Below are 23,455 nucleotides of genomic sequence, written 5' to 3'. Positions count from 1 at the left end.
TCTTTGTCGGGGTGCTCCTCTTTGTGGCGCTGGGCATAGGATGGATCGTGAAAAATATCGTGAAAAAGAGAGTGGAAAGAAAGGATAAAGGAGTATGAAAAGGAAGAAATTAGGCTGGATCATTGGTTTGGTGGCGCTTGTGTTCGCGCTCGGGCTGCCCGCCATCTCGCGAACGCTCGCCGTGGACTTGAAGGAAACGTGTTCACTGTCGTTTTCGCCGCTACCCGAATACGCGGACGATCTGGAATCCGCCGACGTGGTAGTGGACGTGTTCAAAGTCGCTTCGGCCATCGAGGATCCGGGCGTCGACTCGTATTCGTTCGAGGCGACCGAAACGTTTGAAGCGCTGGCGCCCGCGTTGAAAAACCTGGCGGCAGTCGACTACACGGCCTTGTCGCAGCAAGCCGGCCAAATCGTAGCGCAGTCAAAACCGGAACCCGTCGCGACCGTTTCGGTTTTGGACAAAGCCCGCTTGGAACCGGGCCTGTATTTAACAATGCCGCGACGCGCCGATATGACGCTGGCCGACTCGCTCGAACAGACGATGGTCGGCTCGACAGACGGAACGGAAAAAGTCCTTTCGTTTGTAAATACGAGCCAGTACAAATACACGTTCAACCCTTCGCTGGTGGCTTTGCCATCGCGCATGGACGAGAATGGAGAAAACAACACGGTCAACGGAACGGATTGGCAGTATGACTTTACAATGACGCTCAAAGCGTCCCAGGAACCGCGCGAGGACGGCCGTATTGTCATCCACAAGCAGGTGGACGCGCTGGGCGGCTTCGCCCCGGCCATGTTCGTCTTTGAAATCACCGCCGAGTACGATGGGGAAGTCGTGTACTCGGGTGTCGAACAGCTCGTGCTGACCGATACGACGTCGGGAACAATCGAAGTGGACAACATTCCAGTCGGCTCCGTCGTGACGGTCGAGGAAGTGTATACCGGCGCTTCCTACACGCTCGTTTCCGGAAGCCCTTCGCAAGAGCTGGCGGATGGCGATGTGGAACTGACGTTTGACTTTGTGAACGCCCTGGTTCCCAACAACAACCATGGCACAAGCGTGAACAACACGTTTACGAGAAACGGCGAAAGCTGGGACGTGAACCAGCGGTACAGCCGGGAGGGTGAATGAGTATGAAGAAGAAATGGATGATCTTTTCTCTGGCGCTCGCCTTGCTTGGCGCTTCGAGCGTGGGAACGGCCTACGCCTACTTTACGACCAACGCGCGTGCGGATGGCGAATACGGCATTGAACTAGGCAACGACACCGACATTACCGAAGACGTGGACGATTTGACAAAGTCGATCGCGGTGCGCAACAACGAGAATTCGCAAGCGGTGTTCGTACGGGTCAAGCTGTTTTACCCTGACGAGGGCGGCTCGCCGGTTTCGCAAGTGTTCGTGGAAGGCGAGGACGGCTGGGAAGTGCCGGCCCGCGCGGATGGCTTTTACTACTACACGCCCATCGTGGAGCCGGGCGAGTCGACCACGACACTACGCGCCTCGATCCAGGTCAAGGGAGATTTCGAGGCGGATTCGTTCAACGTGATCGTCGTCGCGGAATCGGCGCCGGTCATTTACGATGAAAACGGACAAGTCGTGCCGGATCCAAACGCGTGGGCTTAGAGAGGGAATCGAAGATGAAGAAGTTCAAACAATTTTTATCGAGACCAATCGTGATCGCGCTGCTGTTTGTCATGGCGCTCGGCCTGCTTCTAGGCACGGGAATCGAAGGGACGCGAGCCGTTTTGAACGAAACGTCCTCGCCGTTCCACGCGACGATGAACGTGTCGAGCATCGACGTGGCGCTGCTGGAAAACAAAAATCCGGTGGCGGAGAATGGCTACAATAATAATTCGCCAGAAGGTGAATTGAAACTGCCGGCCGTGAAGGCGGACAAGAAGCTGAAGCTAGGCTACGCCTATCCGGAACAAATCGCGGTGCGAAACATCGGCTCGATTCCGCAATTCGTGCGGGTGACGATTACGAAATACTGGACAGACGAACAAGGAAAACGGGTGGATTTGAAACCGGAATACATCGAGCTGGAAGGCTTGGGCGCTGGATGGATGAAAGACCCGGACGCCTCGACGCCAGAGCGGGAAGTGTATTACTATTCGAGCGTGCTTGCGCCCAATGTTTCGACGACCAATTTGACGGAAACCATTCGGATCCATCCGGATGTGATGAAGCACAAAAGCGACACGGCGTACGACTACGACGATTTGAAGTTCCATTTGGAAGCGAAAGTGGACGCGGTGCAAAACCGGCACGCCGAAGAGGCGATCAAGAGCGCCTGGGGCGTGAGCGTGTCGGGCGACGAGAACACGATCGCGCTCGACTAGGAAGGAGAAAGGGATGAAGAAAAAGATAGGAAATCTGCTTTTGATGGCCGGACTCGTTTCTTCCTTGACGCTTCCGGTGATGGCGAAAGATTTGAGCGGAACGGTCACGTTCACAAAGAACGAGGAAATGGACTACAACGATCCGGATAAGAAACTGCTGGGAAATATCGCCGACATGCAGCCGGGCGACTCGACCACGATCCAGATGCGGGTGGTGAACGACTTTTCCAAGCCGACCAACTGGTATTTGAGCAACGAGGTCGTGCAGTCTTTGCAGGAGGCGGACGCGGAACGGACACTGGGCGGCGGCTATGAATACCGTCTGACGTACGAAGGACCGACCGGCTCGCGGACGTTGTATGAAAGCAAGTCGTTGGGCGGGCAGGGACAGGCCGGCCTGATGGAAGCGGCCGAAGGGCTGGAGGACTATGTGTTCCTGGATACCCTCAACAACAACCAGTCTGGGGTCGTGTCGCTGGAAATCGCTTTGGATGGCGAGACGCAAGGAAACGACTACCAGGAAACGATGGCGGAAGTGGCGATGCAGTTCGCGACCGAGGTGAGCGATACGGAACCGAAGCGGGAAGCGGACCGGGTGATCCACACGACGAAGAAAAACCGGATCGTAAACACGTCGACGTTGACGAACCGGCTGCCGTGGCTTTTGGTGAGCGGCATCAGCGGCGCGCTCTTGCTGATTCTCGCCTTGTTTGGCATCAAAGAGAGAAAGAAGGAGGAGGACTAGCATGAAAAAGAGGAAACTTTTTGGCGCGCTTCTGCTTTCTTTTGGAATGATGGCCAGCCCGATCGTGGCGGAAGAAAACGAAGAGCCGTATTCGTATACGATTCGCATTTACCGGGGCAACCATGGGTATTTTAAAGACGATCCGAACCAGGAATACATGGAGCTGGAACTTGGCTATGGAGAGGCGCTTCCTTCCTTGAACGCGCAGGATTTGATCGCGACTAGCGGGGAGAGCGGGAAGCCGTACATTCCGGGCACGATCAAGGTGAGCGGCGAGGATTTGTTGAGCGACACCGTGTATTTGGGTGGCAGTCCGGTGACGGCCGATCAGGACTACGTGGTCACATACAACTTGCTTTTGGATCCAGTGGAGTACACGATCAACTACATGGATACGCGAACAAGACAGCCAATCGCGGGAATGGAGCCCTCAAAGTATACGGGCAACTTGAACGAGCAGGTCGTCATGTCGTTTCCGTACATTGAAGGATATTCCCCGCAAGCGAGAAACGCGCGGTTCACGCTGGAAGAAGGAAAAAGCCACAACTTCAACTTCTGGTACGAGCCAATCGAGGCGCCGGGCACGATTCCAGGCAATACGACAACGGTGACCGACACGGAAACGGAAACTGTGACAGAACCGGGTACGACCCCGGCCACGACGCCAGAAACGACGCCAGGCACGGAGGAAGGTCCAACGCCAGCGCCAACACCGGGCGGCGAGGACGCGACGACTCCGCCGGCAGGCGATGAAACGGACAACCCGACCGGACCGCAGGATATCGTGGACATTGAGGATGACAACGTGCCGTTGGCCGGACCGGAAGAAAACGAAAATGGCGACGCTTCGAAGTCGTTCTTGTCGATGCCGGCCCTGTTGGGAATGGGCGCTTTGGCGCTGTTGCTGATTGGCGGCATTGTGTATGGCGTGATGAAAAAGAAAAAAGAAGCGTAAGGAAAAAAAGGGGCAACCAAAATCTTTAGGGGTTTCCCAAGAAATTTTGGGGGCAATTTTGGGGTCTAAGCCACTTTCGTAAAAAAAGAAGTCTAGACCCCTAAATAATTTGGATACCCAAAAAAGACAGCACGAGAGAGTTGCTGTTTTTTTTTGTCAAGCGTAGCCGTATCGTTTTCTAAAGAGAAAGCAGCAAGCGCTCGAGAGAATAAAAGCGGCCCCTTCCGCGAGCGGCAGGGCGGACCAGATTCCGTTGATTCCCAAAATTTCTGGCAAAAGCACGATCGCGCCGGCAAGAAAGACGAAGGTGCGCAAAAAAGAGAGAAAGGCGGAAATGGCGCCGTTGGACAAGGCGGTAAACATGGACGAAACGAAAAGGTTGAAGCCGCAAAACAGAAAGCTGATCGCGAAAATCGGAAAGCCTTGTTTTGTGATTTGATATACAGAAGACGTCGAAGGAGCGAAGAGTCCAATCAAATCCGCGCCTTTCCAGCGGGCGAGAACGAAAATCGCGATGGACGTCCATGCGATGAAACGTACACTCAACGCGAACACCCGTTTTTGCTGGCGGGTGTTTTTCTCGCCCAAATTGTAGCCAATGATGGGCGCGACGCCAATCGAATAGCCGATAAAAACGGTGTTGAGCAAAAACTGCGAATAGATCAGGATCGTGATGGCGGCGACACCCTCCTCGTTTGCGAAAATGAGCATAGCGCGGTTGAACAAAAAGGTCGTCACGGCGCTGGAAACTTGCGAAACCATTTCGGAAGAGCCGTTCCATAAGCTCTGGATGACGACGCGCACGTTCCATGCTGGCCGAGTAAAAAAGAGCGGGCCGCGCTTTTTGGAAAAAAAGACAAGACCGCCGATTGTGCCAATCGAATAGCCGATGCCTGTGCCGAGTGCCGCGCCTTGAATTCCCATATGGAAGCGCGTCATGAATAAAACATCCAAAACCAGATTGGCGAGTCCGGCGAAAACCGACAGGCCGAATCCGAGGCCGGGCTTTCCGGCGGTCACAAACAAATTGGAAAAGATGGTTTGCAGCAGCTGGGCGGGAACGAACAGGAAAACGATTTCCAAATACGCTTTGGCGTATGGAAAAAGGCGTTGGCTCGCGCCCAGAAAAGTCACAATCGAGTCGATCCATACAAGGCCGGCTCCGAAAAGCGCAAGACCAAGCAGGGCGCCGTACAGCACGAGCAAGGTGAAGTTTTCTCTGGCCGCTCTTTCCTGGCCGGCTCCCAGGTTTCGCGATACGATGGCGTTGGCGCCGGTCGCGATCATTGTCCCAAGCCCTACGGTTAGATTCACAACCGGGCAGACGATGTTGATGGCGGACAACGCGTCCGTATTGACGAAGCGGGCGACAAAGATCGTATCGGCTAAAGTGTACAATCCCATCGAGAGCATCATGATGATTGTCGGAAAGGCGAATCGGAGCAAGGCGGACGCCGTCCAGTTTCGCTCAAATGGATTCTCAGCCATTTTTTGACTCCGTGGGCGCGACTTGAAGAAGCATGCGCTGGGTTGGATAACCAAATTCGACGAGAAGCTCTGAGGCGGTAAATCCAAGCTGCTCATACGCTTTCCGTTGGCCTGGATCCGCCTTGTCGTTGGCGCGAAACGTGGAAATTTTAATGGTTGGGCCAAGCACGCGGTTTCGAATCAAAAAGTCGAGAAAGATCGCGGCGATTTGACGATAGGAATACTGGGGGTGGATGGCAAGAAACTCGATGGTCGCGGCTGGTTGAGAAAAAACAAGCGCGCCGATGAGATGGGTCTGGTCGCGGATCACGATCGCGCGATGTTGCCGAATCGCGACTTGGATTTGTTTTCGATGGCTGTTTTCCTCCAAACCAGGAAATCCGCTGACCGTTTGGGCGCTAAGCGCCATCCAGTCATCCAGGTCGGTCAAACTCGCCCAGGCAAGGGAGAGATTGGCGGGCTGTGGAAGGATGACGCCTGTGAATTTCCATTGGAGCGGATAAAACGCGTTGTTTTTCCGAAAGGCGCGGGGCGTTTGTTTATACATGCCTTTGAAAGCGGAAGTAAACGCCTGCTGGCTTTGATAGCCGGCCTCCAGAGCGATTTCCAAAATCGGTTTTTGGGTGTGGACAAGCTGTTGGGCGGCTTGGGTCAGCCGTCTTCGTAAAATGTAGTCGTGAATCGGCAAGCCGGTCAACGAGGTGAACACATGATGGAAATGGTGTTTTGAATAGCCGGCCGTTTGGGCGAGCGTTTCTAAATCAAGCCGTTTGTCAAGGTGGCTTTCCATGGCGTTGATGACCGTCTGCATCGTCTGGATTTGATAACTATTCATAAGAACCTCCTTTTTTTCTATTGTCGCAAATTGGCGCTTTCTTTTTTTCATGCATGTTGCGAAAAGTAAAAAAGGAAATCCACCGATTTCCTGCGATTTATTTTGTTTTTTGAAAGACGTAAAGACGCGAATTGGAACGTTCCGGGCAAAAAGCGAAATTTTGCCGGTCGAAATGGCGGATGTCCTCGACGCGCTCGATGTTTTTTTCCGCCATGTAGCGAACCATTTCCCCGCGCGCCATTTTGACGTAGACGCCTTTTTCCTTGCCGTCCACGTCAAGAAAACGGACGTCGATGAGCGGTTTGTAGGGGCGGATGCATTTGGCGTATTCCTCGCTGGCTAAATTGAGGATGATTTCGTCGTCCAGCGCTTGGGCCAGCGCGTCTTTCCAAAAATCATAAAGCGAGAATGGAAAGAAGGGGAGCTTGGTTTGCATTTCAAGCCGGTACCCTTCGATTTGATCAAGGGGGCGCAAAACGCCATACAAGCCGGAAAGGATGCGCAGGTGGTTTTCCACATATTCGATTTCCCGATCGGTGAAGACGCCAGGCGCCATGTATTGGAAGGCGATGCCTGAATAAGAGAGAAGGGCACATCCGCGCGCGGAATGGCCGGTATGGAACAAGTCGTAAACTTTTCCGGCCATTTTATCGCTGACCTTCATTGTTTTTTTCAAGGTGTCAAAATCAAGCGCGCTTAGTTTTTCGCGTAAAAGTTCGCTTTCCTTTAAAAAAGCGGGCGTAGTGTAAGGAATATAGAAGTCGTCTTTAAACTTCATTTGTTTTGTAGGAGAAACAATAATTTTCATAGACGTATTGTACCATATTCTTTCGATGGAAAATGGGTTTTGCGGATTTTGGCTAAGCGATTTATCTTGTGAAAAACATCGCGACCGGGTGATCGCGATGTTTGCGGGTCCTGCTATCGGGCTTTGAAAAAGGCTTCAACCTGGGCGCTGGTTTGTCCCGTGACTTCGGCGATGGAAGGACAATCCATGCCCTTGGCATATAAATTGCGCATGATGGTTTCCCGTTCTTCTGTCCGACCTTCTGCTCGGCCCTCTGCCCGTCCTTCGGCGCGCCCTTGTCTACGTCCCTTGTTCTCGGATTTTCTTTCAAATTCTCTCATGATCTCACACATGGCATTCACTCCTTCCGGTTCCTTTTTAAAATACGATACGGCTTCTCTAAGCTCATCATAAAACATGTCATCCGGGTTTGTACACTAGAAGATTTTCATCAAAAAGCATCATGACGTATGCCATGATGCCTGCTTGTTACGCGGTTTGTTGCGTCTTAAAAAACAATTTTACTTTTGATAGCGATTGATTGGTGATTCGCGCGATCCTTTCGTAGGACATGCCTTCTTCACGCAAATTGCGCATAATGGCTTCCGTGCGCTTCTTTGCCTTTTTACGTTCCTCGGCACGTCCCTTGTTCTCGGATTTTCTCTCAAATTCTCTCATGATTTCACACATGGTATTCACTCCTTCCGGTTCTTTTTTAAAATACGATACGGCTTCTCTAAGCTCATCATAAAACATGTCGTCCGGGTTTGTACAGTGGAAATCATGCATCAGCTTTCCCAATGCGTCCTTTCCCTGATACTGCCCGTTGACGATGCGGATGTGACCACCCGTCTTCAGCTTTTGCCTGCTCCTGTCCTCACGCCACTGATAGTTGTAAAATGGCTCGTTTTGCTTGAGAAAGTCTTTCCTTGTCAAAAAGATCTCTTGCAGTTTTTTGTGTTTTTGTCCCGACTTCAAGCCCTGGGCGACGAGCACGCTCAAATTGTGAAACGCGCGCTTGCCAATGGATTGAAGCGTGTTCTCTATTTCGATGTTGTAGACATTACCATACTGGTCGATGATGAACAAATCATAGCGGTCGTTTCGAAAAAACGGAAATCCCTTTTTGACTTCCAGACCCCATTCAACGACGATCAAATCCTTTTTTCCGGTCACGATGCGGGCGAGCAGCTGCACGGCTTTTCTATTGCGGGAAAAGACGGCGTGCATGAAAAAGTCGCTAAACAAGGTGAAGCGCTCAAGCATGGACAAATACTGGATGTTGGTTGTGTTTGTCAAATTTTTACCTCCTACCTTTTATATACGTTTGGAAAAGGGAAAAGAGGACAAAAAAATTGAAAAAAATAAATTTTCACATCTTTTGGAAAAATCCGGCTTTTTCATCCCATCCGTAAAGACGATCCACAGCCTGCAACAAAGCCGTACGATGCGACACACATACAATGATTTTTTCGTGTTTGCGCTTTTGCAGACCTTCCCATACGATCGCTTCGCTGCGCGAATCCATAGCCGACGTCGGCTCGTCAAGCAGCAGCACTTGCGCGTCGCAAACAAGAGCCTGCATAAAAGCGACTTTTTGACGCTCGCCACCCGACAAGTTGGAACCGCCTTCTTCCAGCATCTTGCCAAAATCGACATCGTCCCATCCGACTTGGGTGGCTAATTGGCGCAGCTCCGCATTGGAAAGCGCGCGGTTCGCGACGATCTCGACGTTTTCTTGAATCGTTTTGCGAAAGAGCACCGGCTGTTGAGGAAACAGCCGAACACGCTGTCTTCGCAAAGCAAATGGAAGCGCATGTGCCGAAACGCCATCAAAAAGGATTTGCCCTTCGTCTGGCTCGCGCAGGCCTTGAATCAAGGTGAGCAAAGTCGATTTTCCCGAACCGGAGGGCGCCTGAATTCCGATCAGCTCACCTTGTTTTGCGCGGATATTCACATTGCGCAAAATTCGATGATTGCCAACCACAAATCCAACACGACGCAGTTCAAGATACCGGATTTTGCTTTCTTTTTCACCGGGAAGATCTTCGATCCACGCGATGGAGTGAAGGTCTTCGACCGTATCGAGCACCCGCTTTCCGTGCACCGCCGCCTTTTCCAGCTCGTTGCGCATCGTGCCCAGATTGGCGAACAAGTTGTTGACAAACGGCTGCAAGGCTCCCACCAGAACGACCGATCCGACCGGAAAGGACGGAAGCCGCCACGCCAGAATGAGGGTCGTTATAAGCAGGAACAACTCGCCTGTCATGGGCAAAATCCGCAGTCCGGTTTCCAGCCAGGCCAGTTGATTGGAAGTTTCTTCAATAATTTGATTGCGCTGGTCGAATCCTTTTCGCTTGTCTTTTTTCAAGTCAATTTTTTTCACCGTTTCCATGTTCCGGACGACATCCAAAAACAAGCCGTTCAAAACATCGTTGTCGTGCTGTAACGCGGCATGAAGCGTTCGAATCTTCTTTGTGAAGCGTGTCGTGATTCCCGACAGTCCAAAGCCAAGGACGATGGAAACGACAAGAACGCGCCATTCCAAACGCGCCAAAACGAGCAGGGCAGCCAAACCCGTCAACACCGGTTCGAGAATCTTCAGGCCAAAGCCTTGAAAGAAAAATTCCGAAAGATTTTGGGCGCAGTCGCTGACGATGCGCGTCAATACATCTTCCTTCCTGCATTTTTTCTCGTTTGGATCGCGACGGTTCCACGCCTCGATCAACTTCCATTGCAGGTGGGCCGAAAGCTTTTCGCTTGCCAAAGCGTTCAAGCGATATCCAGCGACGACCGGGAGGCGCAGCAGGACGAGCGCGAAAAGGATTCCTGCGCAAATGGCGAGTGGAGGCCACGATTTGTTTAACGCCTCGTCGATCGCCATCGAAGTAAACCCGGAAACAAGCAAAGTCGATAAAAACCAGGGCAGGGACGTGATCGTCGCGCCCCATACCGAGCGCCACCACCATTTCGGACTTTCGCGAAGAAGAGAACGAAGAATGAACAAGGACTTACGCATGATCCGAATCCTCCTTTAGCATTCCGTTTTCAAAGACGAGCACCCGGTCATACAAGGACAGCCATTCCACATCGTGAAGAATGGTAAGAAGGGTGAGGTCGCGTTTGGACGTGAGCGTGCGATGGATCTTGGCGGCCGTCTTTCGATCGAGCGCGCTTGTCGCCTCGTCCAGCAAAAGGACGTTCGTTCCTTCCAGCAGCGTCCTGACGAGCGCGAGCCGCTGTTTCTCGCCACCTGACAAGTTTTTCTCCAAAGGGTCGTTCAGCTTCGCACACAACGCGCTCAAACCGAGTTCGTTGAGCATGGTACGGATTTGTTCATCGGTTTTTTGATGACGGGGATCGACGTTGTTACGCAGCGTGTCGTCAAACAAAGCCGGATGCTGACTCACATAGCCGATCTTGTTTGGCTTTAGATCGCGCGCTTCGGTTTCAAACCACCGGATGGTTCCTGTATAACGCGGATACAAACCGGCCAGTGTTCGCAAAAACGTCGTCTTGCCACTGCCGTTGCCGCCAACGATCGCGACCTTCTCACCAGGCTGGATCGTCAAATCCTCGATATGAAAACCGGGATTTCCATGGATGAAAGAATAATGCGCATTTTGGATGTCGAGCGCCGGCGTCCGCGATTGAAAATCCTCGGTTTGCGCCGGATCGGCCGGGGCGCTCCATAACGTGTCCAGATCATGCGCGTTGGCGATGATCGTCGGCAGGTTGCCCAAAATCCCGTCCAGTCCTTTGAATTCCTGCGCGCTGATCGACCACACGAACAACAGCGTGACGAATGTTTCGAGTGGTAGCTGATCCAACCGCACTTGCAGGACGCCAAGAGCGCACGGCAGCAGGATCGCCAGATCGTTGACGATCCGTCCCGGACTAAAGAAGAGTGCGAGCTTTTCCATAGCCGTTGAGAAGGCGCGGATAAAAAAGTTGGAAGCGTCCACGAACCAGCGCTTCGTCGCTTTTTCCAGGCTAAAGATTTGAATCGTCCTCGTCGTGTCGAGAAGCTCGTGGACGCAGGCGTCGCGCGAATTGCGCGCCTCGATCATGTCGTCCATGAAAGCGCCGCACTGGTTTCCGCCCCATATTTGCAGCCAGAGCATGAGCGCGCACAAGCCGCAAAACAAGAAAGTGAGGGAGGGGGAAAGCCAGACGGAAAAAAGCAGCGTGATCGAGCCGACAAACAACCGGCGAAGCAGTTCCGGCAAAAACAAGCCGAGATTGTCGGCCAGATCGAACGTCGAGCCCTGGATCTTGTCGACGAGTTCGCCATACGATAACGCATGGAAGTACTCGAGATCCATGTCCATGAGCGCAGCCAGCACCAAAGAACGCAGGCGGGCGATCATCGTATTGCGCGTCCTCGATCCAAGCCAGTCGAGCGCTGTCCGCAAAGCGATGGCGCCAATCTTGAGAAGGACAAGTAAGCCGATCGAGCCAAGGAAAGCGGAAAGACCTGCATGGATCAAGACCCGGTCGATCGCATCCGCGTAGAACACAGAGCAGCCAATACCGCCAAGCGCGATGAGCACCGACAACACTGTCATGCCGATGAGCGCCTTTTGAACGCGTAAACGAGCCAGCACGTCAAAAAGCGTGACGATGTTTTGAAAAAATGATTGAATTTGTTTTGAGAGTTTCATTCCTTTTTGACCTTTCTATTTGAATGGGGAAGGTCAATGCGTCATGACGAAAAAATCTTACGAAAAGAAAGAAGGAGACGCCATGAACGCATTGAACCGGTTTGTGCTGTTCAGTTTCATAGGAGCCTCCTTTCTATCCTTGGAATCAGGAACCGTCGAAAGACGGGTTACAACGTAACTATAGCATGAAAATGATGGGATGAAAATAGGAAATGTATTTTCAATGTTTTCATCCTGTGATATAACAAAAAAAGAAACAGGAGAATAGTATGGAAAAGATAGAGTGGAAAGACTTGCGCGTGGACGAAATCGAGTTCTGGCAGCCATGGCCCGCGCTGCTGCCCTTGTACGAAACGTTGCGGGACGCGCTCGTCGAGCGGTATCCCGATTTGCGCATCAAAGTGTCCAAAACGCAAATTTCATTTTACAACCGGCACATGTTCGCCATGGCTTCCGGTCCGTGGCGACGCAAAAAAGATTGGCCCCGGCAGTTCATGCTAGTGTCGTTTGGCTTGGCGCACCGGCTGGATTCGCCGCGCGTCGCGATGGCAAGCGAGCCTTATCCTTGCCGGTGGACGCATCACGTGCTCGTGGAGCAAAAGGAACAAATCAACGCGGAACTGCTGTCGTGGATCGACGAGGCGTATCGGCTTTCAGCGGAAAAATAAAGGAGGAAAAACCGATGGCATTTGAACAGGCAAAACAAGATTTGGAAGCGAAAGGACTCGGGGAGCGGATCCTCGTCCTCGACCAGTCCAGCGCCACCGTGCAGGAGGCGGCCGACGCGCTCGGATGCGAGCCCCGGCAAATCGCGAAGACGATGTCGTTTCTCGTCCAGGATGAACCGATCCTTGTCGTCATGGCGGGAGACGCTCGTGTCGACAATAAAAAATACAAGAATACCTTTCAACAAAAAGCGAAGATGATCCCGGGCGAGCTGGTGGAGTCGCTTGTCGGCCACGAGCCGGGCGGCGTGTGCCCGTTCGGGGCGAAGGAAGGCGTGCCCGTCTATTTCGATGTGTCGCTGCGCCGGTTTGAACGCGTCTATCCGGCGGCCGGAAACGACCACAGCGCGGTCGATCTTTCGCTGGAAGAATTTTTGGATTGCGTGCCGTCAGCCGGCTGGGTCGACATCGGAAAAGGATGGTGCGAATAAGGCGGAAAGCGTATAATGAAAGACGGATACAAGAAACAAGGAGAGGAAGTTTATGAGAAAAATGCCAGACATCGACGAGAAGAGACTCGTGGATTTGTTTGAAACGCTCGTCAACGTGCCAAGCGTCGTGGCGTACTATCCGGAAATCGACAAAAAGCTCGAGAAAATTTTCGCAAGGATGGGTTACGACGTCACGTACGACCACAAACATACGCTGTACGTCAAAGTGCCGGGAGCCGACCATTCGAAAACGATTTGTTTCGGGGCGCATCTGGACACGATCGGCATGATCGTCCGCCATGTGGAACCGAACGGCTGGATCGAAGTCCGCACGCTAGGCGGCGTTAATTTTCATTCATTGGAAGGAGAAAACGTGTATATCCATACGCGTTCGGGAAAAACCTATACCGGCATGGTCATCCACAAATCGCATTCCGTCCACGTCTTCGACGACGCCAGGGAAGCGCCGCGCGACATAGAAACGATGCGAATCCTGCTCGACGAGGATGTCCAGTCGGCCCAAGACGTGTACGATCTGGGCATCGACCACGGCGATTTGATATCCGTCGATCCCAAATGCGTCGTGACGCCAGCGGGCTTCATCAAATCCCGGCACATCGACGACAAGGCGTGCGTCGCCGCCCTCATCGAGGCGATGCGCCTTTTGAAAGAGGAAGGCATCACGCCGGCGTACAACACGTGGTTCGCGTTTCCGATCTACGAGGAAATCGGCCATGGCGGAGCGTACGTCCCGGACGTCGTGGACGAATACATCGCGCTGGACATCGGGCTGATCGGCCCGCACTACCATGGCACCGAAAAGAGCGTATGCATCGGCGCGGCCGACAATTTTTCGCCCTACGACTGGGAACTGACGACCAGGCTGTACGACCTGGCCAAGGCGTATGGCATCAACGCGTGTCTGGACGTGTACTACCGCTTTGGCAGCGACGCCACCAGCGCGCTTAGAGCCGGCCACGATTTGAAAGCGGCCGTGTACGGCATGGGGTGCATGAACAGCCACGGCTATGAGCGCACCCACATCGACGCCATCAAAGGAACGTGCGCCTTGACGCTGGCGTATTTGATGAACGAAGCGTGATTTTTTGGATAAAGCGGTTTTCCGCTTTATCCTTTTTTGATACGATGGAAAAAAGGGGAAGAGAAATGAATCGAAAAAAACTGAAAAAGAAATGGATCCTCGCTTTGAAAATCGGCGCGGGCAGCGCGCTGGCTATCTTTCTGGCCCATCTGTTTTCGCTGCAAAACGCGATGGGCGCCGGTACCATTACGCTGCTCACGCTGCTGACGACAAAACGCGGGACGATCAAACTGACAGCGCAGCGTCTGGCGACCTTTGTGGTCACCGTCCTTTTGTGCTCGCTAATTTATCCGCTTCTCCATTCCGACTTCGTCGCGTTTGGCGTCGTCATCTTTTTTCTCGTGCTCGTCACGGAATTTACGAACACGCAGGCGACTTTGTCCGTCAACGCGCTCATCGCCATGCACTTCTTTACGACCACGACATACGACGCGGCGTTTTTGTGGAACGAAACCGCGTTGCTTTTGCTTGGAATCACTATCGCCATCGTGTTCAACATGTTCAACGACTACCGGGCCACGACGGTCGATCTCGTCCAAAAGGTGCGGGACACCGACACGAAAACGCTCGAACTGCTCGCGCAAATCGTCGACTATATGAAATCGCAAAAGACGCATACGCATTTATGGAAAGATCTCGCCAGTCTTGAAAACGAGCTGCAAGACTTTTTACGGGAAGCCATCGAGTTTCAGGACAACACGTTTTCAAGCCATCCCCAGTATTTTGTCGAGTATTTCCAAATGCGGATCCGTCAATACCATGTGCTTCACGCGCTGCATTATGAAATTCGCAAAATCCGGACGATGCCCGCCCAGGCGGCGATCATTCAGGAGTTTTTGGAAGTGTGCTGCATGAAAGTGTTCGAGCACGAAAAGCCCAGGCTGCAAATGGAAATTTTATCCGAGATTTTTGCTGTGATGAAACGGGAGCCCATGCCCGAAACCCGGGAGGAATTTGAAAGCCGGGCGCTGCTGTACCACATTTTAATGGACCTCGAAGATGTTTTGAACGCGAAGGAACAATTTATCGCCAGTCTGGATCCCAAAGCGCTGGCGCTGTACCGCTCGGACACGACAAAGCAGGTCATCCCTGTCGAAGAGGCGATGACAAAAGCGGTGTTTTAAAAGAGAACGGCGGCCCCTTTTGAAAGGAAGGGGCTTTTTTTGCAGGTTTCCGAAAAAAAAGATGCCCGAAGGCATCGGTTTCAAGCATAAAAAAAAGACTTAGCAACGTCCTATTTTCGCAGGCGCGAAGCCAACTATCGTCGGCGCAGAAGAGCTTGACTTCTGTGTTCGGTACGAGAACAGGTATTTCCTCTTCGCTATCATCACTAAATCCTCTATTAATTTACACGAAACCAAACTAAAACGCAAGCTTTTTTTTCAAAAAAGAAATCAGACATGCGCTGGCCGGCTAGGATTGCGAGTCGTGGCGGTCTTCTTTAATGTGCTCCAGCGCCACTTTCAGCACGGAATGAATGTGCTCGTCGTCCAGTTCGTAAAAAATGATCTTGCCATCCCGTCTGGATTTCACAAGCTTGGCCTGCCGCAGCGTTTTCAGCTGGTGGCTAACGGCGCTTCTGGACATGTTGGTGACGTTGGCCAGGTCGCTGGCGCAAAGCTCGCCCGCCTCGAGCGCCATTAAAAGCATCAGCCGGGTAGGATCGCCCATGATTTTGTAAAAAGTCGATAAAGATTCGATGTGTGTTTCGCAAGGCAGATGCCGCAAAGCGCAAGCCACTTTTTCCTCGTCGTACACTTCATATGGAAATTGATTTTTCTCCATTCACATTACCTCGCTTGTCGCTCCCATTATAATTGATGGTTTTTTTGATTGTCAAATGGGTTAGCTGCGACTAAAATAGGGAGTGGAAAAGTTAGTTTCGATTAATTTCCAAGGAGAAGCTATGAGTTTGAATACAATCCAGATCGGGCAGGAAGCCATGGTCAAAAAGATCGAGCTGAGCTCGCAGACACTGCATCGGCTGCGGGCACTGGGCATGCTGGAAGGCACGATTGTCAAAGTCGTCCAGCGCAAGCGCAACGGGACGCTCGTCATCAATTTGCGAGGAACCCGGTTTGCGCTCGGCAAAGAAATCACCCGGCGAATCGAGGTGGAAACCGTATGAAAAAAGAAGTCACGATTGCGTTTATCGGCAATCCGAATTGTGGAAAAACGACCTTGTTCAACGCGTACACCGGGGCGAATTTGAAAGTCGCCAACTGGCCGGGCGTCACGGTCGAGCGCATGGAAGGGGCGATCCAGGAGCATGGATCGACGATTCACCTTGTCGATTTGCCAGGCACGTACTCGCTGTCGTCATATACGATGGAGGAACGGGTGTCCCGCGAGTTTATCGTTTCCGATCAAGTCGACGTCATCGTGGACGTCGTGGACGCCTCCTCGCTGGAACGCTCCCTTTACTTGACGCTCCAGCTGCTGGAGCTCAACAAGCCGCTCGTGCTGGCGATGAACATGATGGACATCGTTGAAAAGCGGGGCATCGACCTGGATTTGCACCGGCTTTCGGAAATTTTGGGCGTCCCTTGCGTTCCGGTCACGGCCCGCAAGAAAAAAGGTTTGAAGGCGCTCATGCACGCCGCCCTCCATCAAGCCGAGGACGCCAATGCCATCAACCACCAGCCAATGGAGATCCACAGCGAAAAGACCCGCTCCCACGCGATGATTTATACGACCGATATCGAAGAGCGCATCGGGCAGGTGGAAAACAAGCTGCCTCAGGACATTCGCGATCCGCGCTGGACTGCCATCAAGCTGCTTGAGGACGACGAAGCCGTTAAAAAACAAGTTCCTGTCGATCTTGGGTCGCTGGCCGGCGATAAAATCGCCGACCGGATCGTCAATGAAAAATACGATTTTATCGAGGAAATCATGCACGAGGTGCTGCTGGGGCGCGAAAGCAAAGAAGATCTCACCGATCGAATCGACCGCGTTTTGACGCATCCATTTTGGGGCATCGTCTTTTTCTTCCTCATTATGGCGGTCGTCTTTATGCTGACGTTCACAATCGGCGACTGGATCAGCGGCTATTTGGAAACGGCCATCGAATGGTTCAGCCAGGCGGTCACAAACGGCATGAACGCCCTCCACGTATCCCCGTGGCTCGTCCGGCTCGTAACCGAAGGCATTATTTCGGGTGTTGGCGGCATTTTGACCTTCTTGCCAAACATCACGATCTTGTTTATCGCGCTCGCGTTTTTGGAAGACTCTGGGTACATGGCGCGCGTCGCCTATGTCATGGACGACATCATGGGCCGGCTTGGCTTGTCGGGACGCGCCTTCATTCCGATGGTGCTCGGCTTTGGCTGCACCGTGCCGGCCATCATGGCGTCGCGCTCGCTCGAATCGGAACGGGACCGCCGCCGCGTCATGCTCGTCACGCCGTTTATGTCGTGTTCCGCCAAGCTGCCCGCCTACATTTTGTTTTCCGGCATGTTCTTTTCCAGACACGCGATGTGGGTGGCGTATTCGTTGTATTTGGTAGGGATCGTGGTCGCGCTCGTCATCGCGTGGATCACGTCGAAACTGGACAAGACGAGCGAGATGAAGCCGCTGCTTATCGAGCTGCCCATCTACAAGCTGCCAAGCTTGTACACCGTGTACGTGTACGTATGGGAAAAGGTGAAAGACTTCCTGTCCAAGGCGGGAACGACGATTTTTATCGCCTCCATCGTGTTGTGGCTTTTGCTCAACTTCGGCTTCCAGGGATTTACCGAAAACGTGTCGACGTCGTTTGCGGCCGGTTTAGGACGGCTGCTCGTGCCGTTGCTCGTGCCGCTAGGACTTGGCTTTTGGCAAATCGCCGTCGCCTTGCTGGCCGGTATTTCGGCCAAGGAAGTTGTTGTATCGAGCATGGGCGTGCTCTTTGGCATGAGCAATCTCAACTCGGCGGCCGGCGCGAGCAGCTTGCAGGCGATTTTGTCCTCGATGGGCTTTGGCGCCTTGAACGCCTACTGTATGATGCTGTTTTGCCTGCTGTACATTCCATGCTTCGCGACGCTGGCGACGATCAAGAAGGAATCGGGATCGCGGGCGTACATGTGGAAGGCGGCCGGCTTCCAGCTTTTGGTCGCCTGGGTGATTACGTTTGCCGTCTATCAAACCGGTACCTGGATCGGATTGTAGCGCGAGAGAAAAAAACTCCGCGCTTTTTTTCTTTTCCGTTGCGTTTTAAGCAAAGTCTGGTATACTGAAACCAGATGATGATTGAACGATTATTCAACTGTTCAATCGAGGAGGGACAAAATGAAAAAGACGTACAAAGTGGAAGTGGATTGCGCCAACTGCGCGGCCAAAATCGAAGACGCGATTTCGAAAATCGAAGGGGTCAACAGCGCCCGCGTCAATTTCATGACGCAAAAACTGACGATTGACACCGCGGATGCCGCCGACCACGCCGCGATTATGAAAGAGGCGAAACGGTGCGCCCGCAAAGTCGACAGCGACGCCGAAATTGATTGTTAAGGCGCGCGTATGACAAAAAAACAAAAGAAAATGTTGAAGCGGATCATCGCCACCTCGATTTTATACGCGGTGGCGGTCATCCTCAAACACGCGACAACGCTTCCATCCGAAGCGTTGTTCGCCGCTTTTTTGATTCCATACGTTTTGATTTCGTATGACGTGTTGATCAAGTCGGTAAAAAACATTCAAAACGGGCAAGTGTTTGACGAGAACTTTTTGATGGCGCTCGCTTCGATTGGCGCTCTTGTGCTGGGCGAGTACAGCGAGGCGGTCGCCGTCATGCTGTTTTACCAAATCGGCGAGTGGTTCCAGTCGTACGCGGTCAACAAATCGCGCAAGTCGATCGCCGCGCTCATGGACATACGTCCCGAATACGCCAACATCGAAGTGGATGGAAAAATCGAGCAAGTCGATCCGGAAGAAGTGCGCGTCGGACAGACGATTGTCATCAATCCCGGCGAGCGTGTTCCACTGGACGGAACGGTGGAAAAAGGGCAGTCCTCGCTTGATACGTCCGCGCTGACCGGCGAGTCGGTACCACGCAGCGTGCGGGCCGGCAGCGAAGTCATTTCCGGCTGCATCAACCAGGCGGGCGTGCTGTATGTCAAAGTTTCCAAGCCATACGAGGATTCGACCGTCGCCAAAATTCTCGACCTGGTGGAAAACGCGACGAACAAGAAGTCGAAGTCGGAGCAGTTTATTACGAAATTCGCCCGCATCTATACGCCGGTCGTGGTGTTTCTCGCCTTGGCGCTGGCCGTCATTCCTTCGCTGGTCGATGGACAATGGAGCGTCTGGGTGTATCGGTCACTGTCGTTTCTGGTAACTTCGTGTCCTTGCGCGCTGGTCATCTCGGTGCCGCTCTCGTTTTTTGGCGGCATTGGCGGGGCGAGCCGCAAAGGCATCCTCGTCAAAGGAAGCAACTATCTTCAGCTGTTGTCGGAAGTAAAAACGATCGTTTTTGACAAAACCGGCACGATCACCAAAGGAAACTTCCAGGTGACCGAAGTGCAGGCCGTTGGCATGTCGCGCGAGGCGCTGCTTGATTTGGCGGCCAAAGCTGAGTCGCATTCGACGCATCCGATCGCGCTTTCCATCCAAAAGGCGGCCGCGCCCGATCTTTCACTGGCGGATGTGCACGACATTCAGGAAGTGGCCGGCCACGGCGTGAAAGCGATCGTTGGCAAGCAGACGGTATGCATTGGCAACCAAAAGCTCATGGCGCAGCAAGGCATCGACGCGCTGCCGGAAGGCAACGGGTTTGGCACGTGCGTGTATGTGAGCGTCGATGGACGCTACGCCGGAATGATCGAGATCGCCGACGAAATCAAGGAAGACTCGAAAACGGCCATCGACTTGCTGCGGCACTATGGCGTGCGCAAATTCGTGATGCTGACAGGCGACAGCGAGCAAGTGGCGAAAAAAGTGGCTGGCAAAGTCGGCATCGACGAGGTGCACGCCCAGCTGCTCCCGGATCAGAAAGTCGCGCTCCTGGACCAGATTCTTGCGCAAAAAGAAGGCAAGGACAAAGTGGCGTTTGTTGGCGATGGCATCAACGACGCGCCGGTTTTGACGCAGGCCGACGTCGGCATCGCGATGGGCGGCTTGGGCAGCGACGCGGCCATTGAGGCGGCGGACATCGTGCTGATGGAAGACCAGCTTTCGCAAATCGTCGTCGCGATGCAAATCAGCAAGAAAACGCTGCGCATCGTATACGAGAACATCGTCTTCGCCCTGGCGATCAAGGTCGTCATCCTCGTGCTGGCGGCGCTGGGTATCACAAATATGTGGGCAGCCGTGTTCGCGGATGTCGGGGTCAGCTTTCTGGCGATTTTAAACGCGATGCGCGCGCTGCGTGTCGACAAAATCAAATAATGCACACAAGGAAATATCCCGGGCGGGTATTTCCTTTGTTTTTGGGCAAGGCCACGCATCCAAACGGGTTCAGGAATTGACAGATGGTTGTTTCTATTTTATACTCAAACCAACGATAACGAGAAGGACATGGCGAGGATTCCCCGGATGTAGAGAGAAAGGCGGCTGGTGAAAGCCTTTCGAAGAGCTCCAAGCTACTCCCTTTGAATCGCCCTTGAAAAAGTGTGCCGTAATCTTGCGTTAAGAGAGTTTGAGGTGTACGAAAACCGTTTGGTTTTCGTAAACAAAGGTGGTACCGCGTGCGACAGACGTCCTTTGAGGTCTGTCGCTTTTATTATGGAAAAAAGGAGAAACGAGTATGGAACTAATCAACGTATTGGAAGATGAGCATTTGAAAACTTTGAACCATTCCGCCGCCCACATGATGGCGCAAGCCGTCAAGCGCTTGTATCCGCAAGCGAAGTTCTGGGTCGGTCCGGTCATCGCGGAAGGGTTTTACTACGACATGGATCTTGGCGATGTCAGCTTGAACGAAGACGATCTGGCCCGCATCGAAAAGGAAATGAAAAAGATCGCCAAAGACGGCAAACGGATCGTGCGCCGCGAAGTAACCAAAGACGAGGCGATCGAAATGTTCAAAGACGACTTGTACAAAGAAGACTTGATCAAAGACCTTGAGGATGGGACGATTACCGTGTATTCGCAAGGCGAGTTCACCGACCTTTGTCGCGGACCGCACGTCGACAGCGTGAAGGAGTTGAAAAACTTCAAGCTGCTTAAGCACTCGGGCGCCTACTGGAAAGGGGACGCCAACAACAAGATGCTCCAGCGCGTGTACGGCATCGCGTTCGACACGAAAGAGCAGCTCGAAAACCATTTGGCCGCTTTGGAAGAGGCGAAAAAGCGCGATCACAAAAAACTTGGCCGCGAAATGGGCTTGTTCACCGTTTCCGAATACGCGCCGGGCATGCCGATCTTTTTGCCAAACGGCATGATTTTGCGCAACCTGCTGGAAAACTACTGGTACGAAGTCCACACGAAAGACAACTACCAGTTCATCAAAACGCCAATCATCATGTCGCGCGAGCTGTGGGAAACGTCCGGACACTGGGACCACTACCGCGAAAACATGTACACGACCAAAGTCGACGAGCGCGATTTTGCCATCAAGCCGATGAACTGCCCGGGCGCCTTGCTCGTGTACAATACGGAGCTGCACTCTTACAAGGATTTGCCGCTACGCATCGCCGAGCTGGGCCAGGTGCACCGTCACGAGGCGAGCGGCGCGCTCAACGGATTGTTCCGGGTGCGCACGTTCACGCAGGATGACGCGCACTTGTTCGTGACGCCGGATCAAATTGAGTCGGAAGTGAAAAACGTCCTGTCGCTCATCGACGAGATGTATGGCGTCTTCGGTTTGCCATATTCGATCGAATTGTCGACGCGGCCGGAAACAGGCTACATCGGCAGCGAGGAAATCTGGGAGCAATCGGAACAGGCGCTTGCTAACGCGTGCGTCCACGCCGGCAAGGAATACGAAGTCAATCCGGGCGACGGCGCGTTTTACGGACCGAAGCTCGACATCCATATTAAGGACTCGCTGGGACGCGACTGGCAATGCGGAACGATCCAGCTCGATATGAACCTGCCGGAACGGTTTGGCTGCACGTATGTGGACCGGGACGGTTCGAAAAAGACGCCGCTCATGCTGCACCGCGTCGTGTACGGATCCATCGAACGGTTTATCGGCATTTTGATCGAGCACTTTGGCGGCCACTTCCCGCTCTGGCTCGCTCCACAGCAGTTCGTCATCATTCCGGTGCACCACGAAAAGCATTTGGCGTACGCCAACGAAGTGCGCGACACGCTCGAAAAAGCGGGCATGCGCGTGAAGGTCGACGCCCGCAACGAGAAGCTTGGATACCGTGTGCGCGAGGCGCAAATCAAAAAGATTCCGTATCAAATCGTCGTCGGCCAGGGCGAGTCGGAAAACGCGACGGTCACGATCCGTCAAAACGGAAAGAAAGACAGCGTGACGATGCCGCTTGACGAGGCGGTGGAACGCTTTAAAAATGAGGTGGAAACAAAATGTTTATTCGAAAACTAGGAAAAGGACTGCTGGCGGCCGGGCTCGCGCTCGGTCTGGCGGCGTGCTCTTCAGCCAGCCAGGAACCGCAGTCGTATTCGCTGCTTTGCCCGACAGGCGCGCCGGCGCTGGCGACTCTGGGCGCTGAAAACGTGGAAAACACGACGATCACCCGCGTGGAAGGAACCGATCCGCTCATGGCGGAACTGTCCAAAAAAGACGGAGAGTACGATGTAATCGTGGCGCCGGTCAACGTGGGAGCCAAAGTGTATGGCCAAGCGGAAGCGTATCAGCTGGCCGCGGTCATCACCTGGGGCAACTTATACGTTGTTGGTAGCGAGGACAAGGCTTGGGAAAACCCGGACAACACAATGGCGCTTTTTGGCGAAAATGCGGTGCCTGGACTCGTGTACAACGACGTGCTGGCCGACCAGGTGAAAGCGCAAACGACGTGGTACAACGCGGTGTCGGACGCGCAGCAGGCGCTTTTGGCAGGCAAAGCGGACGTCGCCTTGCTGGCGCAGCCTGCGGCCGCGGCCACGATTGCCAAGGCGAAAGAAAACGGCAAAGAGCTGAAAGTCATTGGCAACCTTCAGGAGATGTGGAAGGTCAAGATGGGCAACGACACGACCGGGTATCCGCAGGCGGGCATCTTCGTGAAAAAGGACAGCGACAAAAACATCGACGCCTTGTTGAGCGGAATCCAGACGTTCGACGAGGACGCCAGCGAGGAGACGATCGTCGAGGCGGTCGAAGCGGCTGGCGCGGAAAATCTGGGTTTGCCAAACGCGCAAATCGCCGCCAAGACGTGGGACGCGCAAAATATCCGCTACGTGACGGGGCCGAACGCGAAAGAGCAGGTGGAACAGTTTTTACAGTTGTTTGCGATTGAAATGCCGGAAACGTTGATTACACAATAAACAACATTG

Annotated in this window: 23 protein-coding genes and 1 rRNA gene; 15 read left to right on the top strand and 9 right to left on the bottom strand. The window is 53.2% G+C overall.

Annotated elements, in window-relative coordinates; all coding sequences use genetic code 11:
• The first annotated feature begins 94 nt into the window (after window positions 1-94).
• Genes E5336_RS02480 through E5336_RS02460 form a run of 5 tightly spaced genes read left to right on the top strand, consistent with a single transcriptional unit; the run spans window position 95 to window position 4,048 of the window.
• Window positions 95-1,135, top strand: a complete 1,041-nt coding sequence (locus E5336_RS02480) for a DUF5979 domain-containing protein (protein ID WP_135979509.1) — start codon at window positions 95-97, stop codon at window positions 1,133-1,135.
• 2 nt (window positions 1,136-1,137) lie between these two features.
• Window positions 1,138-1,629: a hypothetical protein gene (locus E5336_RS02475; protein ID WP_135979508.1), complete on the top strand. Its 492-nt coding sequence runs from the start codon at window positions 1,138-1,140 to the stop codon at window positions 1,627-1,629.
• Window positions 1,630-1,643: 14 nt separating this feature from the next.
• On the top strand, window positions 1,644-2,348 hold the full coding sequence (locus tag E5336_RS02470) for a hypothetical protein (protein WP_135979507.1): 705 nt from the start codon (window positions 1,644-1,646) through the stop codon (window positions 2,346-2,348).
• 13 nt (window positions 2,349-2,361) lie between these two features.
• Window positions 2,362-3,093, top strand: coding sequence for a hypothetical protein (locus E5336_RS02465; RefSeq protein ID WP_135979506.1), 732 nt, complete (start codon window positions 2,362-2,364; stop codon window positions 3,091-3,093).
• Between the two features lies 1 nt (window position 3,094).
• On the top strand, window positions 3,095-4,048 hold the full coding sequence (locus E5336_RS02460) for a hypothetical protein (protein ID WP_135979505.1): 954 nt from the start codon (window positions 3,095-3,097) through the stop codon (window positions 4,046-4,048).
• 156 nt (window positions 4,049-4,204) lie between these two features.
• On the opposite strand, the gene E5336_RS02455 is transcribed toward E5336_RS02460, so the two are convergent.
• The 7 genes from E5336_RS02455 to E5336_RS02425 form a co-directional block, all read right to left on the bottom strand.
• On the bottom strand, window positions 4,205-5,536 hold the full coding sequence (locus tag E5336_RS02455) for an MATE family efflux transporter (protein ID WP_135979504.1): 1,332 nt from the start codon (window positions 5,534-5,536) through the stop codon (window positions 4,205-4,207).
• Window positions 5,529-6,371 carry a helix-turn-helix domain-containing protein gene (locus tag E5336_RS02450; protein WP_135979503.1) on the bottom strand — a complete coding sequence of 281 codons (843 nt, stop codon included), beginning with the start codon at window positions 6,369-6,371 and terminating at the stop codon, window positions 5,529-5,531. Before E5336_RS02450 ends, E5336_RS02455 begins: the two co-directional genes overlap by 8 nt.
• Window positions 6,372-6,468: 97 nt before the next feature.
• Window positions 6,469-7,179 carry a YaaA family protein gene (locus E5336_RS02445; RefSeq protein ID WP_135979502.1) on the bottom strand — a complete coding sequence of 237 codons (711 nt, stop codon included), beginning with the start codon at window positions 7,177-7,179 and terminating at the stop codon, window positions 6,469-6,471.
• A gap of 113 nt (window positions 7,180-7,292) precedes the next feature.
• Window positions 7,293-7,577, bottom strand: a complete 285-nt coding sequence (locus E5336_RS12545) for an RpnC/YadD family protein (protein WP_277820747.1) — start codon at window positions 7,575-7,577, stop codon at window positions 7,293-7,295.
• A gap of 70 nt (window positions 7,578-7,647) precedes the next feature.
• The gene (locus E5336_RS02435) at window positions 7,648-8,457 is read right to left on the bottom strand and encodes a hypothetical protein (protein WP_135979501.1); all 810 of its coding nucleotides are present in this window, start codon (window positions 8,455-8,457) and stop codon (window positions 7,648-7,650) included.
• Between the two features lie 73 nt (window positions 8,458-8,530).
• Window positions 8,531-10,177: an ATP-binding cassette domain-containing protein gene (locus tag E5336_RS02430; RefSeq protein WP_135979500.1), complete on the bottom strand. Its 1,647-nt coding sequence runs from the start codon at window positions 10,175-10,177 to the stop codon at window positions 8,531-8,533.
• The gene (locus tag E5336_RS02425) at window positions 10,170-11,822 is read right to left on the bottom strand and encodes an ATP-binding cassette domain-containing protein (RefSeq protein WP_135979499.1); all 1,653 of its coding nucleotides are present in this window, start codon (window positions 11,820-11,822) and stop codon (window positions 10,170-10,172) included. The genes E5336_RS02430 and E5336_RS02425 overlap by 8 nt, the downstream gene beginning before the upstream one ends.
• Window positions 11,823-12,091: 269 nt before the next feature.
• Between E5336_RS02425 and E5336_RS02420 the strand changes: the two genes are divergently transcribed.
• From E5336_RS02420 to E5336_RS02405, 4 genes are all read left to right on the top strand, one after another.
• Complete coding sequence (locus tag E5336_RS02420; RefSeq protein ID WP_277820746.1) at window positions 12,092-12,490, top strand: DUF5655 domain-containing protein; 399 nt, start codon at window positions 12,092-12,094, stop codon at window positions 12,488-12,490.
• A 14-nt stretch (window positions 12,491-12,504) separates the two neighbouring features.
• Window positions 12,505-12,978: a YbaK/EbsC family protein gene (locus E5336_RS02415; RefSeq protein WP_135979498.1), complete on the top strand. Its 474-nt coding sequence runs from the start codon at window positions 12,505-12,507 to the stop codon at window positions 12,976-12,978.
• Window positions 12,979-13,030: 52 nt separating this feature from the next.
• The gene (locus E5336_RS02410) at window positions 13,031-14,080 is read left to right on the top strand and encodes a M42 family metallopeptidase (protein WP_277820745.1); all 1,050 of its coding nucleotides are present in this window, start codon (window positions 13,031-13,033) and stop codon (window positions 14,078-14,080) included.
• A gap of 65 nt (window positions 14,081-14,145) precedes the next feature.
• Window positions 14,146-15,204: an aromatic acid exporter family protein gene (locus E5336_RS02405; protein WP_168353520.1), complete on the top strand. Its 1,059-nt coding sequence runs from the start codon at window positions 14,146-14,148 to the stop codon at window positions 15,202-15,204.
• Between the two features lie 97 nt (window positions 15,205-15,301).
• Here the strand turns inward: E5336_RS02405 and rrf are convergent.
• Window positions 15,302-15,415, bottom strand: a 5S ribosomal RNA gene (rrf, locus tag E5336_RS02400).
• 78 nt (window positions 15,416-15,493) lie between these two features.
• A complete protein-coding gene (locus E5336_RS02395; protein ID WP_135979496.1) occupies window positions 15,494-15,865 on the bottom strand; it encodes an ArsR/SmtB family transcription factor in 372 nt (123 codons plus the stop codon).
• Between the two features lie 121 nt (window positions 15,866-15,986).
• On the opposite strand from E5336_RS02395, the gene E5336_RS02390 reads away from it, so the two are divergent.
• The 6 genes from E5336_RS02390 to E5336_RS02365 all read left to right on the top strand — a co-directional run bounded on the left by E5336_RS02390 (window position 15,987) and on the right by E5336_RS02365 (window position 23,446).
• Complete coding sequence (locus tag E5336_RS02390) at window positions 15,987-16,208, top strand: FeoA family protein (protein ID WP_135979495.1); 222 nt, start codon at window positions 15,987-15,989, stop codon at window positions 16,206-16,208.
• The gene (gene feoB, locus E5336_RS02385; RefSeq protein WP_135979494.1) at window positions 16,205-18,226 is read left to right on the top strand and encodes a ferrous iron transport protein B; all 2,022 of its coding nucleotides are present in this window, start codon (window positions 16,205-16,207) and stop codon (window positions 18,224-18,226) included. The genes E5336_RS02390 and feoB overlap by 4 nt, the downstream gene beginning before the upstream one ends.
• A gap of 120 nt (window positions 18,227-18,346) precedes the next feature.
• A complete protein-coding gene (locus E5336_RS02380; protein WP_135979493.1) occupies window positions 18,347-18,565 on the top strand; it encodes a cation transporter in 219 nt (72 codons plus the stop codon).
• 9 nt (window positions 18,566-18,574) lie between these two features.
• On the top strand, window positions 18,575-20,440 hold the full coding sequence (locus E5336_RS02375) for a heavy metal translocating P-type ATPase (RefSeq protein ID WP_135979492.1): 1,866 nt from the start codon (window positions 18,575-18,577) through the stop codon (window positions 20,438-20,440).
• 358 nt (window positions 20,441-20,798) lie between these two features.
• Window positions 20,799-22,547 carry a threonine--tRNA ligase gene (gene thrS, locus E5336_RS02370; protein ID WP_135979491.1) on the top strand — a complete coding sequence of 583 codons (1,749 nt, stop codon included), beginning with the start codon at window positions 20,799-20,801 and terminating at the stop codon, window positions 22,545-22,547.
• Entirely contained in the window at window positions 22,529-23,446 is a 918-nt protein-coding gene (locus tag E5336_RS02365; RefSeq protein WP_135979490.1) for a hypothetical protein, read from the top strand. Before thrS ends, E5336_RS02365 begins: the two co-directional genes overlap by 19 nt.
• Window positions 23,447-23,455 lie beyond the last annotated feature (9 nt).

Source organism: Dubosiella muris (genome assembly GCF_004793885.1).
GTDB lineage: Bacteria > Bacillota_I > Bacilli_A > Erysipelotrichales > Erysipelotrichaceae > Dubosiella > Dubosiella muris.
The sequence above is the reverse complement of the archived record's forward strand: the minus strand, read 5'-3'. Positions and strand labels throughout refer to the sequence as shown.